15 protein-coding genes are annotated in these 13,360 nt (G+C 65.4%); 11 read left to right on the top strand and 4 right to left on the bottom strand.

The window, feature by feature from the left end; translation table 11 throughout:
• The 4 genes from EN780_RS14950 to EN780_RS14935 all read left to right on the top strand — a co-directional run.
• Positions 1 to 488, top strand: a 488-nt coding sequence (locus EN780_RS14950) for a hypothetical protein (protein ID WP_245499969.1), incomplete at its 5' end; no start/stop codon positions are given.
• Between the two features lie 104 nt (positions 489 to 592).
• Positions 593 to 1,180, top strand: coding sequence for a dihydrofolate reductase family protein (locus tag EN780_RS14945; protein ID WP_128274504.1), 588 nt, complete (start codon positions 593 to 595; stop codon positions 1,178 to 1,180).
• Positions 1,181 to 1,210: 30 nt separating this feature from the next.
• Positions 1,211 to 2,170, top strand: coding sequence for a squalene cyclase (locus tag EN780_RS14940; RefSeq protein ID WP_127311357.1), 960 nt, complete (start codon positions 1,211 to 1,213; stop codon positions 2,168 to 2,170).
• Positions 2,171 to 2,752: 582 nt separating this feature from the next.
• Positions 2,753 to 3,457 (top strand): SOS response-associated peptidase, encoded by a 705-nt coding sequence (locus EN780_RS14935; RefSeq protein WP_128274502.1) that lies wholly within the window; start codon positions 2,753 to 2,755, stop codon positions 3,455 to 3,457.
• 31 nt (positions 3,458 to 3,488) lie between these two features.
• Here the strand turns inward: EN780_RS14935 and EN780_RS14930 are convergent, their stop codons facing one another.
• Positions 3,489 to 3,809: a hypothetical protein gene (locus EN780_RS14930; protein ID WP_127393057.1), complete on the bottom strand. Its 321-nt coding sequence runs from the start codon at positions 3,807 to 3,809 to the stop codon at positions 3,489 to 3,491.
• Between the two features lie 100 nt (positions 3,810 to 3,909).
• On the opposite strand from EN780_RS14930, the gene EN780_RS14925 reads away from it, so the two are divergent.
• Together EN780_RS14925 and EN780_RS14920 are read left to right on the top strand one after the other, a co-directional pair.
• Positions 3,910 to 4,086, top strand: a complete 177-nt coding sequence (locus tag EN780_RS14925; RefSeq protein WP_127393058.1) for a hypothetical protein — start codon at positions 3,910 to 3,912, stop codon at positions 4,084 to 4,086.
• Positions 4,083 to 4,292, top strand: coding sequence for a hypothetical protein (locus EN780_RS14920; protein WP_127286627.1), 210 nt, complete (start codon positions 4,083 to 4,085; stop codon positions 4,290 to 4,292). The genes EN780_RS14925 and EN780_RS14920 overlap by 4 nt, the downstream gene beginning before the upstream one ends.
• A 58-nt stretch (positions 4,293 to 4,350) precedes the next feature.
• On the opposite strand, the gene EN780_RS14915 is transcribed toward EN780_RS14920, so the two are convergent.
• The 3 genes from EN780_RS14915 to EN780_RS14905 all read right to left on the bottom strand — a co-directional run bounded on the left by EN780_RS14915 (position 4,351) and on the right by EN780_RS14905 (position 8,554).
• Positions 4,351 to 5,790 (bottom strand): FAD-binding oxidoreductase, encoded by a 1,440-nt coding sequence (locus tag EN780_RS14915; protein WP_128274500.1) that lies wholly within the window; start codon positions 5,788 to 5,790, stop codon positions 4,351 to 4,353.
• A gap of 213 nt (positions 5,791 to 6,003) precedes the next feature.
• Positions 6,004 to 6,936 (bottom strand): dimethylarginine dimethylaminohydrolase family protein, encoded by a 933-nt coding sequence (locus tag EN780_RS14910; protein WP_128274498.1) that lies wholly within the window; start codon positions 6,934 to 6,936, stop codon positions 6,004 to 6,006.
• Between the two features lie 31 nt (positions 6,937 to 6,967).
• A complete protein-coding gene (locus EN780_RS14905) occupies positions 6,968 to 8,554 on the bottom strand; it encodes an amidohydrolase (RefSeq protein WP_128274496.1) in 1,587 nt (528 codons plus the stop codon).
• Between the two features lie 82 nt (positions 8,555 to 8,636).
• Here EN780_RS14905 and EN780_RS14900 point away from each other — a divergent pair, with 82 nt between their 5' ends.
• The 5 genes from EN780_RS14900 to EN780_RS14880 form a co-directional block, all read left to right on the top strand.
• The gene (locus EN780_RS14900; RefSeq protein WP_128274494.1) at positions 8,637 to 9,533 is read left to right on the top strand and encodes a LysR substrate-binding domain-containing protein; all 897 of its coding nucleotides are present in this window, start codon (positions 8,637 to 8,639) and stop codon (positions 9,531 to 9,533) included.
• Positions 9,534 to 9,661: 128 nt separating this feature from the next.
• Positions 9,662 to 10,756: an ABC transporter ATP-binding protein gene (locus EN780_RS14895; RefSeq protein WP_127311732.1), complete on the top strand. Its 1,095-nt coding sequence runs from the start codon at positions 9,662 to 9,664 to the stop codon at positions 10,754 to 10,756.
• Positions 10,757 to 10,827: 71 nt separating this feature from the next.
• Positions 10,828 to 11,940 (top strand): ABC transporter substrate-binding protein, encoded by a 1,113-nt coding sequence (locus EN780_RS14890; RefSeq protein WP_128274491.1) that lies wholly within the window; start codon positions 10,828 to 10,830, stop codon positions 11,938 to 11,940.
• 24 nt (positions 11,941 to 11,964) lie between these two features.
• The gene (locus EN780_RS14885) at positions 11,965 to 12,798 is read left to right on the top strand and encodes an ABC transporter permease (RefSeq protein WP_128274489.1); all 834 of its coding nucleotides are present in this window, start codon (positions 11,965 to 11,967) and stop codon (positions 12,796 to 12,798) included.
• A gap of 2 nt (positions 12,799 to 12,800) precedes the next feature.
• On the top strand, positions 12,801 to 13,360 hold a 560-nt coding region (locus EN780_RS14880), incomplete at its 3' end, for an ABC transporter permease subunit (RefSeq protein ID WP_128274487.1).

Genomic DNA, 13,360 nt, shown 5'->3' with positions numbered 1-13,360 from the left:
GCCCTAGCTTCTCCGTGGAAGGAGAGAGCGGCATGGCAATCTATGGTCTCAGGGTGGTGAGCTTCATCTTCGCGGCGCTGGCGTTCGTACCGGCCGGCGCGCATCTGTTCTCGATGCTCAACAAGCTGAAGCTCGACGGCACGAGCTATCTCGCCGCGCAGCGCGCCTATGACGGCTGGAGCCTGTTCGGCAGCCTCGTGCTGGGCGCCCTGCTGTCGAGCGCGGCACTTGCGGTCGTGCTCTACCGCTCGGGCGGCGCCTTCGGCCTGGTGGCGCTTGCCTTCATCGCCATCGGCGCCACGCAGTTCGTGTTCTGGAGCTTCACCTTTCCGGCAAACCGGGCGACCCGCAACTGGACCATGCTGCCCGACAACTGGGAGATGCTCAGGCGGCAATGGGAATATTCGCACGCGGCCGCCGCCTGCCTCAACGCGCTGGCGCTGCTGTTGCTGTTCCTCGCGGCGCTGCGCCGCGACGCGGGGGTTTGACGGGCACCGCCGGCGCGGCGAAGCCAAATTCCATCAGTCAGTGGTAAAACTGATTGCAATATGCAATTGGTCATGCATGCTGGCGAAGCGGAACGGAGACGCCGATGGCCAGGATCGTCTATTCCATGCTGACGTCGCTGGATGGCTACATAGAAGGGCCGGACGGAAATATCGGCTTGCCGGTGCCGGAAGGCGAACTGCACCGGCATTTCAACGATGAGATGAGACGTACTTCGACCGTTTTCTGCGGCCGCAGGATGTATGACGCGATGCGCTTCTGGGACAGTCCGGAGCGAGAGACCGCCGACGACGAGGTCGAGCGCGACTTTGCCCACGCCTGGCGGGAAACGCCGAAGATCGTGTTCTCGACGACGCTCGGCGAAGTCGGCCTCAACGCCCGGTCGATGCGCGGCGACGCCGAGGCCGTTGCAAGGTCGCTCAAGGCGGAGACGGATGGCGAAATCAGCGTCGGCGGCGCCAACCTTGCCGCTCATCTGGCGCGCGCGGGTCTGATCGACGAATACCGGCTCTACATGCATCCGGTCGTGCTTGGCGGCGGCAAGCCGTACTTCCAGGTCGGGCTGTCGCTGGGGCTGGAGCCGCTCGGGACGGAAAGCCTGTCCCAGGGCGTGACGCTGCTGCGCTACGCGCCCATCAACCTCGCACCGGGCAAGGGAAGCGGCTACAAGTGAATCATCGATCTCCCGCCGACAGGCTCGCTCATGACTGACCCAGTCATCGAATGGCTCCTCGCTTCCGATCCGTCGATCCGCTGGCAGGTGATGCGCGACCTGCAGGACGCGCCGGAGCCGGTATGGATGGCGGAACGCGCCAAGGTGGAGAGCGAGGGCTGGGGCGCCCGGCTGCTTGCCTGCCAGGACGAGGACGGGCAATGGGCTGGCGGCGCCTTTGTGCCTGCCGGCTTCACCCCCGAAGAGTGGCGCGAGCACGGCCAGCCGTGGACTGCGACGTGCTTTTCGCTGTCGCAGTTGCGCGAGTTCGGCCTCGATCCCGCCTCGGACCGGGCCAGGCGCGCCGTCGATCTGGTCGGCGCCAATTCACGCTGGGACGAAGGCGGCCAGCCCTATTGGCAGGGCGAGGTCGAGGAATGCATCAACGGCCGTACCGTTGCCGACGGCGCCTATTTCGGCGTCGACGTCTCCGCCATCGTCGAGAGGCTGGTCGGCGAGCGCCTCGACGACGGCGGCTGGAACTGCGAGCGGGCGAACGGCTCGCTCCGCTCCTCCTTCGCCAGCACGATCAATGTGCTGGAGGGCCTTCTGGAATTCGAGCGCGTCACGGGCGGCACGGACCAGTCGCGGCAGGCGCGACGGTCGGGCGAGGAATTCCTGCTCGAGCGCAAGCTGTTTCGCCGCCTCGCCACGGGCGAGCCGGCCGACGAACGGTTCCTGCGCTTCCTGCACCCGAACCGCTGGCGCTACGACATCTTGCGCGCGCTCGACCATTTCCGCTCCGCCGCGATATATGCCGGCACCGATCCCGATCCGCGGCTGGGCGAGGCCATCGACCACCTTCGTTCCAGACGCCTGGAAGACGGCACATGGCCTCTCGACTGGACCCTGCCGGGGCGGGTGTGGTTCGAGGTCGACGAGGGAGAAGGCCAGCCCTCGCGGTGGGTGACCCTCAGGGCGATGCGGGTGCTGAAATGGTGGGAGCAGTAGCCCGGCTGGAAAGCGCCGCCAGCCGCCGCTTGCGGACCGGGAAGCCGGTACACGTTGGTCCTAGGCCCTAGGTCGCTATTGCCCAAGTATTAGCATGAGCGCATGTTCAAGCAGCCGGCGAGGTCGCAGAAGCCGGTCAGGCCCGGCGGCCAACCCATACATCACCCCCCCTCGGCGGCCGGGCCACCTAACTTCCCGAAAGTGATATGAGGTACGATCCAGGTCGCCGGAGAGTTGCGGCGGCGGAGGGACTGGCGGTGCAAATCTTCTGGCGCCGGGGGCCAGCCGGGGACGCGAAAGATCGATGCGGAGGCAACAAATGCCTCAGCGCTTCGTCGAAGCAAAAGCCTTTGGCTCAGGGAGCCTTAGAAACGGTGGTGGCGGCGAGCGCCCCGAGCTTGCCCGCCTTGAGCAGTACCGGCCTGGAGTAGGTCTTCTTCACGGAATCTCTCCTTCAGCAGATGCCAAATTTTCTGCTGCTTCGCCGCTTCTGTCAACGCGGCGGGGTTTGCACGGCCGGCTCTGGCGCTTTGCCGAGAAATGCGCGAACAATTCCCTCCCTGTGAGACGGCTGGCTGCATCATGTGCAACCTCTACAACATCACCACCAGCCAGGAGGCGATCCGCCAGTGGACGCGCGCCCTGCGCGACGCCATCGGCAACCTTGAACCCTCGATCGACATCTATCCCAACCAGTTCGCCCCGGTGGTGCGCAACGCGGCGGACGGGGCGCGCGAACTTGCCAATCTGCGCTGGGGCATGCCGACGCCACCGGAGCGCATGCGCGGCAATGCGGACCCCGGCACCACCAACATCCGCAACCCGCAATACGCCCACTGGATGCCTTACCTCGGCGTCGAGAACCGATGCGTGGTGCCGGTGACGAGTTTCGCCGAGCCCTCGCCCCAGCCTGGCGACAAGGACCCCGAGACCGGGGTGCAGAAGAACTTCTGGTTTGCGCGCGGCGAGGAACGCCCGCTCTTCTTCTTCGCCGGCCTGTGGACGCCTTGGCACGGCGTGCGCAAGGTCAAGGAAGGTCCGGGCGACCATCAGCTCTACGGCTTCCTGACCACCAAGCCGAATGCGCTGATCGCGCCGATCCACGAGAAGGCGATGCCGGTGATCCTGACCACGCCGGAGGAGACCGAGACGTGGCTGACCGCGCCATGGCCGGAAGCGCGGAAGCTGCAGCGCCCGGCGCCGGACGACGCGCTGGTGATCGTCGACAAGCCGGCGACGCAGATCAAGTTTCCGGCGGAGCCACCGGCGCAGGGATCGTTGTTCTAAAAACCAAAGCTGGCAATGGCCGCCCGCCTTCTTATTGCTCATCCCGCCACACGACACGCCGCACCGTCCTTATTTCGGCAAGTCGCCTCACCCGGATGCCCTGCCTTTCCAGGGCCGACGGGCTTTGCGTCTCGGCATGCATGAATTCGTTCTTGCCGCAGCGCTCGCAGCGCATCTTGCTGCCCACGAGGCCAGGTTCAATGTCGCCGAAAATCGTCATGAGGTCGTCGGGCTGATACCAGCGCTTGACGTTGCACAACCCGCAGCGGACGAGCACGAGCTGCCCAATCTCATGGGCGTTGCTGAGCCGCCGTCCGCCGCCGCGCTTTCGTCTTCCGTCAGTATCAGGCATGCCTAATAATAGGAACGCATTCCTCTTCCGGTCAATTCGCCCTTGACAATTTTGTACCCTTTTTGTTCACTTCGCACACGATATACGAGGAGGTGTCGGGATGGACCGGATCGTGAGGCTGGACAGCCGCCAGGAAGCGGCGCTTCAGGCCGTAGCCCACAAGTTCATTGCGCTCCACAAGGGCGATGCGGTGAAGGCGCTGAAGGAGATGATCGTACTCAATGGGCATCTACAGGAGCGCCTCGATGGGCTGCAGGTTTCAAGGAGGCGGCAATGAGCATCTTGCATCTCGACGCCGAAGCGCAGGCTGAATTGCAGGCCGAGGCCGAGAAGCTGATCGCCCGCTACGCGAGCCCGCTAGAGACGGTGAAAGCGCTGATGGCCTACAATTGCGAATTGGAGACACAAATCCTCGCGCTCGCTCACCGCCACCCGGAACTGGTGACGGTGAGCTATGATGATACACCGGCGGTGATCGGCTAAGCCCCGTTGGCGCGACGACGCGGTTGCGCGCGCCGTCGCGTCGGCGGATGCCTGGCCGTCATGCCGCCCGCAGACCCTCCTTCGGACGCAGGTTCTGGTTCATGCGGAACAGGTTCTGCGGGTCGTAGCGCTGCTTGATCTCCAGCAGCCGGCGATAGTTGCCGCCATAGGCAGCTTCGACCCGGTCGATCTCGTCCTCCGGCATGAAGTTCACATAGGCCGTACCGACGGCATAGGGCTTTGTCGCCTCGTAGACACCGCGGGCCCAGTCGATGCAGGCCTTGTCCATTGCCGGTTCGCGCCAGCGGGCGTGGACGTTCATGACGAAATGCGAGCTGCGCTGCGGGAACGCCGTGGCGTCCGCCGCCACACGACCGGCCGCGCCACCGATATGGGCGAAGAACACCTCGCATTCGGGGCCTGGCAGCTTGGCTATCGCCGCCGTGGTGATCTCGATCGCGCTGTCGGAAAGCTCGGTGAAGTCATGGCTCTTCCAGTAATTGCGGGCGCCGGGCGCAAGCAGCGGGTCGAAGGCCTGCTGCCAGCCGGTGAGCGGATTGGGCCCGACGACATCGGCGATCGGCGAGCCGATGGCGCGCAGCTTCCGCGTCGCCTTTTCGCCGGCCTCGATGTCGCCGCAATAGCACATGGCCAGCACCAGCACCTCCTTGCCGTGCCATTCGGCCGGCAGGAAGGGCAGCGGCGGCGCCTGCCGCATGACGACCCAGCAGGTCAGTTCGTCGGGCGCGGTCTCCAGTGCCTCGCGATATTCGCGCAGCACTTTCTGGGCATCGGCGAAGGGATGGACGACGAGGCCCGACAGCACTTGCGGTCCGAATTGGTGAAGTTGGAACTCGAACGCCGTGACGATGCCGAAATTGCCGCCGCCGCCGCGCAGCGCCCAGAACAGCTCGGGATTTTCGCTCTGGCTGGCGCGCAGCAGCTTGCCGTCGGCGGTGACCACATCGGCGGAGACGAGATTGTCGATGGTCAGCCCGAATTTGCGGGTGGTCCAGCCAAAGCCGCCGCCCAGCGTCAGGCCGGCAATGCCTGTGGTCGAGTTGATGCCGACCGGCACCGTCAGTCCGAAGGCCTGTGTTTCCCTGTCGACATCGACGAGCGTGGCACCCGGCCCAACCCAGGCGCGGCGCGCCGCGACGTCGACTCGCACCGACTTCATCAGCGACAGATCGATCATCAGACCACCGTCGCAGACGGCGCTGCCGGCGATGTTGTGGCCGCCGCCACGCACGGAGACGAGGAGCTTGTTCTCGCGGGCGAAGTTCACGGCGGCAACGACATCGGAGGCGCCGACGCAGCACACGATCAGCGCCGGCCGCCGGTCGATCATGCTGTTCCAGATGCCGCGGGCGTCCTCGTAGGCGTCGTCGCCGTCCCGCAGCACCGTGCCGCGTATCCGTGCAGAAAGGGCTTCGAGGGCCGCAGCGTCGACGGTCGCCTTAGCGCCGTCAAGGGTGGTGAAGCTCATGGCATTCATGCTTTCCTCCCGATCTTGTTGGTGAGCCCCCCAGAATTTTAGTGTGCGCTTATGTTGGATTTCTCGCAAGTTTTCGTCGGCAACGAGCTTGCGCGGCAGAGCAATAATTCGAGCTAGATGAAGCCGGATAGCTCACGACCCGGCGACGCATCCCCTGTCCCACAGAACAAAGGATGCCAGGATTGAGCCAGCCGGCTCCTGTGACGCCGCCTCTTACGCTTTCTCGCGCTTCAGCCCCTGCGCCATGCAGTGGATGCCGCCGCCAGTCTTGGAGATCTCGCTCATGTCGATCGCCGCGACCTCGAAGCCGCGCGCCCTCAACTGGCCGATCAGCGTCTGGCTCGACGTCGGCGCGATCACCCTGTCCTTGCCGAGCGACATGAAGTTGCAACCGAGCGCCATCGTGTCCTGGAAGGGCACGTCGATGATCTCGTGGCCCTTGCCCTTCAGCCAGTCGACGATGCCGGGTTCGGTGCAGGCGAGGCACACCGCGGTGAGCTTTTCGGCGATCGGCACGACCATCAGGTCGATGTGGACGTAGTACTCGTCGATGAAGGCAATGCGCGTCTCCCAGCCCTCCTTATCGAACCAGGCTTGCACCTGGCGCGCGCCCTCCTCCTGGGTGCGGGCGCCGCCGCAGCCGATCAGCACCACGCCGTCCTCGATGACGTTGAAGTCGCCGCCTTCGAAAGTGCCGGCGGTGACCATGTCGTAGATAGGGATGCCGAGCTTTTCATAGGTGCGGATCGCGGCGTAGTTCTCGCCGCGCCGCCACCAGTTGGCCATGGCGGTGATGAAGGCGCCGTAGGGAGTCATGACGCTGGAGTCGCGCGAATAGACCTGCATCGGCAGTTCCGGCGTCGGCTCGTGCCAGTGGATGTTGACGCCGAAATGCTCGTAGGCGGCGACCAGGTCCTTGTGCTGCGCCTGCGCGATCTGGACGTTGCAGGGCGCCTCGCGCAGATGTTTTCTGGACAGCGAGCTGGTCGACAGATGGCGCAGGAAGTTCGGCGAGCCGAGCAAGACGTCGGTCAGCACATCGGTCTCGTTGGCGAAGCCCCAGGCGGTCAGCGGCTTGGTGCCGCCGTTGGGGTTGCGGCGCTGCAGCGAGAACGGCTCGGCGACGATGCGGTCATGGACGGTCATGGTTGTTCTCCTCGAGGTGGTCTGCTTGAGATCATTGGCTGCTTGGTATCCACCAGTCGCGCCCACGCGCGGTGGTGACATATTCCGGCCAGCGGAAATTGATCGGCGGCTCGTAGTCGCAGAGCGGCGCGATCCAATTCGCGCCGCCGATGCCACCGCCGGTGCGGGCAACGAACTCGTCCATGGCGGCATCGCGCGCGGCCTTGTCCTCGAGCAGGCGCAGCGCCGTCAGCGCGACGGTCTTGGAAGCACAGGTCACCATCGGGTCGATCGTCGCGGCAATGCCGCCCAGCGCGTTCATCACCCAGCCTGGCCAGGCATGGCCGATTGCCGAGCGCAGCGCCGGGCGCGCGACATAGAAACGCGCCGTCGGCGTATGCCAGCTCATGTCGGTGTAATCGTCGGAGGTCGAGTTGACCTGCGAAGGCGGCAGATCGCGACGCAGGATCGCCTCGGCCTCCCGTGGCGAAATCAGCCGCTCCAGCTCGTCGATGAAAGGGTTTTCGGTCGCGACGCCGCCGGCATTGACCTGGATTTCCCGAGCGACGGCTCTCGCTTCTTCGTCCCAGCGCGGCGGACCGACCGTCGAAAGCGCCGCGTAGGTGATCTCGGCTATGGCATGGTTGGCGAGGCCTGGCCGCGACTTCGACACCCAATGGCGCTCGTGGCGACAGCCGCTCATCGTCGCCGCCGCTTCCGCGTTGCGGTCGAGTACGGCGGTGACCTGCTCGGCCATGGCAATGGTCGGCACGCGGATCATGTACTGGATCTCGGCCAGTCCGGCCGGCAGATTGTCGGCGGTCGCCTGGCCGGCCGTCAGGATCGCCTCGCTGATCGACCAGCCGCCCTGGTGCGGCAGCATGGAATCACGCAGCGCCTTGGAAGCCATGTACATCAGCATCAGCGCGTCGTTGGCGCCCGGCGCCCTCACCGCCGAATGCGCCTGCGGGATGGGAGCGCCATCGCCTGCGCGAACCCAATTTTCCGGCTCGTCGCAGATGAAGCGATAGATCATCGCGTAGGCGGCGCCGCAATGGGTGTCCCAGCGCGCGGTGTTGCAGAGCGGCAGCATGTAGAAAGGATGGAAGGAGATCATGCCGGCAAGGCCGTCATAGTAGCCCTTGGCGGCATGGATCGGCTTCGAGCCCCTCACCTTCTCGGCCGGCTCGCCGGTGAAGCGCAAAGTGCCTGGAATGCCGTGGCGTTGCATCGCCGCCTTGGTGGCGAGCAGGCCGCCTAGGCTGGCGATGCCGAGCCCCGAATGCGGATCGGTGTGGCCGCCGGCCTCGACACCGAGGCCTGGGCGCGGTCGCTTCACCGGCTCCGCATCCTGGCAGTTGCCGGGCACGGCGTCGTACTCGGCATACATGCCGACGGTTGGGCCGGCGCCGTTGGTCCAGTGGGCGCAAAAGGCGGTCGGCATGCCGCCCGAGCCTTCCTCGACCGAAAAGCCTTCGCGCTTCAGGCGTTCGACATACCAGGCGGCCGACTGGTACTCGCGCCAGGCGGTCTCGCCGAAGTCGAAGATGGTGCGCGTCCATGCCGACAGTGACGGCTGGATGTCGTCGAGGCAGGCAAGCGCGGTCGCTTGCGCCGATGTCGTCGCCGGTTGCTCCATGGTGAGAAGAAAGCAGTGAAGCGGCTTTTCAAAAAGTGATATGTTTTCCCGGCTCGTGCAAATTCGGTTCACCTGAGGTCCCTTGCGCATACCTTCCACACAAGCCCTGCGTGCCCTCGACAGCTTCGCCCGTCACGGCAGCGTGTGGCGCGCCGCCGACGAACTGCACCTAACCCGCAGCGCCGTCTCGCACCAGCTCCGCCTGCTCGAACGCGACCTCGGCTTCGACCTTTTGGAGCGCATCGGCAAGGGAGTGGCGCTCACTCCGCGCGGCCAGCGCTACGCCAGCGACGTGCGCAAGGCGCTGACCGTTCTCGGCGACGCTGTGGGGCGCAACGCCGGCACCGGCGTCGGCGGCTCGTTCGCCGTCTCCTGCACGCCGGGCTTCGCCTCGCTGTTCCTCTGCACCCATATCGGCGAGTTCCGGCAGATGTACCCGGATGTCGCGCTGCACATCCTGACGCCGAGGCGGCTCGACGACGTCAGCAATCCCGACGCCGATGCCTTCATCGCCTTCGGTGTCGGCAACTGGCCGAACCGCGCGGCCGAGCTCCTGTGCGAGATCTCGTTCACGCCGCTCTGCAGCCCGACGCTGCTCAACAAGGTCGGCGGTTTTTCCAAGCCCGCCGACGTGCTGCGCGCCAACCTCCTGCATCTCGGCGATACCGAGGACTGGGCGCGCTGGCTGGCGCTGTCCAAGGTGGAGAACCCCGACACCGAAGGCGGCATCTTCTTTTCCGACATGAACCTCGTCTTCTCGGCGGCGATCGCCGGCCAGGGCATAGCCATGGGTGACGAATTGACCAGCCGCAAGGCGCTGAACGAGGGCCGGCTGGTGCGCCCTTTCGACATCGCGATCAAATCGCCGCGGTCGTATTTCCTGGTGTCGGAGCACGCCAAGGCCAACCATCCGGTGCTGCAGGCGTTCGGCGGATGGCTGCGATCGAAGCTGTCGGAGAACCGGGTCGGGCCGCATTGAGGCGGAGCGCCATTTCCGCCTAGTCGGCCCAGACGTGAATCAAATTTGCCGATCAGACGAAAACTATTCGATTGCGGTGAACGCGCGCCGTGCCTACGATTTCAACCGAGACTGAGGAAGAGGCAGGAATGCAGCAACCCGGCCGGGCAGCAGAAATCAAGGCGAACGGGATCGGCAAGAGCTTCGGCTCGTTCCGGGCGCTGGACAATCTGACGCTCGATATCGGCCGCGGCGAGTTCCTGACCCTGCTCGGGCCGTCGGGCTCCGGCAAGACCACCTTCCTGATGATCCTCGCCGGCTTCGTGCAGCCGAGCGAGGGCCGCCTGTTCAGCGACGGTGTCGACATCACTCAACGGCCGGCCGAGCAGCGCGCCGCCGGCATGGTGTTCCAGGGCTATGCGCTGTTCCCGCATATGAGCGTCGAACAGAACATCGCCTTCCCGCTCAAGGTGCGCAAGAAAACGGCCACCGAGATAAGGCAGCGCGTCGGCGAGATGGTCGAGCGCGTCGGGCTGAAGGGCCACGAGAAGAAATTGCCGGCGCAGCTTTCCGGCGGCCAGCAGCAGCGCGTGGCGCTCGCCCGCGCACTGGTGTTCGAGCCGGGCGTGCTCCTGCTCGACGAGCCGTTCTCGGCGCTGGACAAGAGCCTGCGCGGCCAGATGCAGGCCGAGATGAAGCGGCTGCACCAGGAGACCGGCACCACCTTCGTCTTCGTCACCCATGACCAGAGCGAGGCGCTGGCGCTGTCGTCGCGCGTCGCCATTTTCAACCATGGCAAGCTGTTGCAGGTCGGCGCGCCGGATGAGGTCTATGACCGGCCCGCAAACCGTTTCGTCGCCGAGTTCCTGGGCGAGATCAACATGCTGCCGGTGAAGGGCGTCAAGCCCGCCGACAATGGCGCCATCGGCCTGTGCGAAGACCGCGCGGTCAACATGCGCTGCAAGGCCGAGACGGTCAAAGGCGACGCCCTGCTGGCGATCCGGCCGGAGCACATGTCGATCGCGCGCGAGGCGGCGGTGGGCGAGAACGGCATCGCGGCGACCGCGATCGCCTCCACCTATCTGGGCGCTGCGACCAGGCTTGATCTTACGACGCGCCAAGGTTCGAAAGTGACGGTGTCGGTGCCGAACGAGGTGGCCGCGGCGGCGCTGAGCAAGGGCAATTCCGTCTGGCTGACCTGGCCGGCCGAAAAAGGTTTCCTCCTTCCGGACGGAGGACAATGACCGCCGCTGCGGCCTGACCTCGCCGCACCGGCTTTCCGGATCAGATCAACGACAAAACAAGGGGAACTGACATGACCGATACCAAGAAACACGCCATCGAATCCCTTGCCGCCAGGGCAAGGAGCGGCGAGATCTCGCGCCGCCAGTTCGCGCAGCTCGCCGGCCTCGTGCTGGCCAGCACGCCGCTGCTCATGCGCTCGACCGGCGCCTTCGCCGCGGCGAAGGAACTGGTGCTGGTGAACTGGGGCGGCGACGCCATCACCGCCTATGACGCCGCCTATGGCCAGGCCTTCACCAAGGACACCGGCATCACCGTCAAGATGGACGGCTCGGGCCCGACCGAAGGCGCGATCGCGGCGCAGTTCAAGAGCGGCGCGCCGACCTGGGACCTCGTCGACGTCGATCCGTTCTCGGCGATCACGCTGGGCGCGCAAGGCATGCTGGAGCCGATCGACTACGCGGTCGTCGACAAGAAGAAGATGCGCGAGGGCTTCGGCTGGGAATACGCCGCCTCGACCTATTTCTTCTCCTATGTGATCGCCTACGATTCGGAGAAATACGGCAGCGAGGCGCCGACCGGCATGGCCGATTTCTTCGACGTGAAGAAATTCCCCGGCAAGCGCTCGCTCTACAAATGGGGCGTGTCGAGCTGGGAGGCAGCGCTTCTCGCCGAGGGCATCGCACCCGCCTCGCTCTACCCGCTCGATTTGAAGCGTGCGCATGACAAGATCGCCGCCTTCAAGGAGAATGTCGTCGCCTATTGGGGTGGCGGCGCCGAAAGCCAGAGCGTGCTGCTCAACGGCGAGGCCTCGATGGCGATCGTGTGGTCGACGCGCGCCTCGCTAATCGAGCAGGACTCCGGTGGCAAGATCAAATTCATCTGGGACCAGGGCCTGATCTCGCCCGGCGCGCTGGCCGTGCTCAAGAACAACCCCGGCGGCAAGGACGCGGCGATGAAGTTCATCGCCAGCGCGCAGGATCCGCAAAAGCAGTTGGTCATGTTCGACAAGCTCGGACAGGGCCCGGCCAATCCGGCCGCCGACGCGCTGATCTCCGCCGACAAGAAGCGCATCAACCCGGTCGATCCCGAGAACATGAAGAAGCAGATCGCGCTCGATATGGAGTGGTACGCCAAGAATTACGGGCCGGCGCTCGACGAATACACCAAGATCATCTCCGCCTGAGCGGGCGCGGATTTTCTGGCTGACATGAGAGGCACCCTCTCCGACAGGACGGGCGCGGCGCTGTTGATGGCGCCGCTGCTCCTGTTCCTGATCCTTGCCTATGCCTGGCCGTTTCTCGGCGTGGTGAAGTGGAGCTTCACTCTGCCTACGCCGGGGCTCGGCCAATATGGCGCGCTCGCGACCGATCCGCTGGTGCAGTCGGTGTTTGTCCGCACGCTGCGCATCGCGCTCATCGTCACGCTGGTGTCGGTCACCGCCGCCTATGCCATCACCGTGGTGTGGGTGCGCGGCAGTCCGGCGCAGCGCGTGCTCGCCGAATTCTGCATCCTGGTGCCGTTCTGGATCTCGGTGCTGACGCGCGCCTTCGGCTGGGTGGCGCTGCTCTCCAACCGCGGCCTGATCAACACCTGGCTGCAGTCGGTGGGCTTCATTTCCGAGCCGCTCACCCTGGTGCGCAACGAATTCGGCGTCATTGTCGGCATGACGCATTTTCTCATCCCCTTCGCGGTGTTTCCGTTGGCATCGGCCATGCGCAGCCTCGACGAGCGCGTGCTGCTCGCAGCGCGCGGGCTGGGCTCCAGCCGCATGCGCACCTTCTGGACGGTGTTCGTCCCGATGACGCGCTCCGGCATCATCGGCTCGGCGATGATCGTCTTCGTCTTCTCGCTGGGCTTCTTCGTCACGCCGGCGATCCTCGGCGGCGGCCGCAGCGTGATGATCGCCGAGCTGATTTATCTGCGCATCTTCCAGAGCCCGGACTGGGGACTGGGCGCGGCGATCAGCGTCGTGCTGGTGCTGTTCGTCGGCGCGCTGATGGCGCTCTTGTTCCGCTACGTCAAACCGAAGCAGCTGGTGTAGCGATGCCGACCTATCGTCCCGGTCCTGTCTCGCTCATCCTCGCCGTGCTGGTGGCGCTGTTCCTGCTGCTGCCGCTGCTTGCCGTCATCCCGGTATCGCTGACGCCGAGCCGGATGCTGGCAATGCCGTCAGGCGAACTGTCGCTGCGCCACTACCGATCGCTCTACGAGGACCCGCGCTGGATCGACGCCATTTTGCTGTCGATCCGGATCGGCGTGGTCAGCAGCGCCATCTCGACCGTGCTGGCGCTCTGCTTCAGCCTTGGGGTGTGGATGTTCCAGCCGCGCTTCACAGCCGCACTCGTCGGCTTCGTGCTGTTGCCGATGGTGGTGCCGCCGGTGGTGTCGGCGATCACGCTCTACTTCCTGCTGACCTCGATTTCGGGGATGAGCTCGTTCTTCGGCTACGACACCTGGCTCGGCGTCGCCATGGCGCATTCGGTGATGACGGTGCCCTTCGCCACGGTGCTGATCCTGGTCTCGCTCAGCCAGCTCGACCGCCGCATCGACCTCGCCGCGCGCGGCCTCGGCGCCAGTGTGTGGGAGCGCGCGACGCGTATCAT

This window comes from Mesorhizobium sp. M4B.F.Ca.ET.089.01.1.1, assembly GCF_004022605.1.
GTDB classification, from domain to species: Bacteria; Pseudomonadota; Alphaproteobacteria; order Rhizobiales; family Rhizobiaceae; genus Mesorhizobium; species Mesorhizobium abyssinicae.
This window is presented reverse-complemented; position numbering and strand designations above follow the sequence as displayed.

What these genes read in the sequence shown, in the direction of transcription:
- EN780_RS14945 (WP_128274504.1), top strand. Translation starts at nt 593, where the DNA reads ATGGCCAGGATCGTCTATTCCATGCTGACGTCGCTGGATGGCTACATA.
- EN780_RS14940 (WP_127311357.1), top strand. Translation starts at nt 1,211, where the DNA reads ATGACTGACCCAGTCATCGAATGGCTCCTCGCTTCCGATCCGTCGATC.
- EN780_RS14935 (WP_128274502.1), top strand. Translation starts at nt 2,753, where the DNA reads ATGTGCAACCTCTACAACATCACCACCAGCCAGGAGGCGATCCGCCAG.
- EN780_RS14930 (WP_127393057.1), bottom strand. Translation starts at nt 3,809, where the DNA reads ATGCCTGATACTGACGGAAGACGAAAGCGCGGCGGCGGACGGCGGCTC.
- EN780_RS14925 (WP_127393058.1), top strand. Translation starts at nt 3,910, where the DNA reads ATGGACCGGATCGTGAGGCTGGACAGCCGCCAGGAAGCGGCGCTTCAG.
- EN780_RS14920 (WP_127286627.1), top strand. Translation starts at nt 4,083, where the DNA reads ATGAGCATCTTGCATCTCGACGCCGAAGCGCAGGCTGAATTGCAGGCC.
- EN780_RS14915 (WP_128274500.1), bottom strand. Translation starts at nt 5,790, where the DNA reads ATGAATGCCATGAGCTTCACCACCCTTGACGGCGCTAAGGCGACCGTC.
- EN780_RS14910 (WP_128274498.1), bottom strand. Translation starts at nt 6,936, where the DNA reads ATGACCGTCCATGACCGCATCGTCGCCGAGCCGTTCTCGCTGCAGCGC.
- EN780_RS14905 (WP_128274496.1), bottom strand. Translation starts at nt 8,554, where the DNA reads ATGGAGCAACCGGCGACGACATCGGCGCAAGCGACCGCGCTTGCCTGC.
- EN780_RS14895 (WP_127311732.1), top strand. Translation starts at nt 9,662, where the DNA reads ATGCAGCAACCCGGCCGGGCAGCAGAAATCAAGGCGAACGGGATCGGC.
- EN780_RS14890 (WP_128274491.1), top strand. Translation starts at nt 10,828, where the DNA reads ATGACCGATACCAAGAAACACGCCATCGAATCCCTTGCCGCCAGGGCA.
- EN780_RS14885 (WP_128274489.1), top strand. Translation starts at nt 11,965, where the DNA reads ATGAGAGGCACCCTCTCCGACAGGACGGGCGCGGCGCTGTTGATGGCG.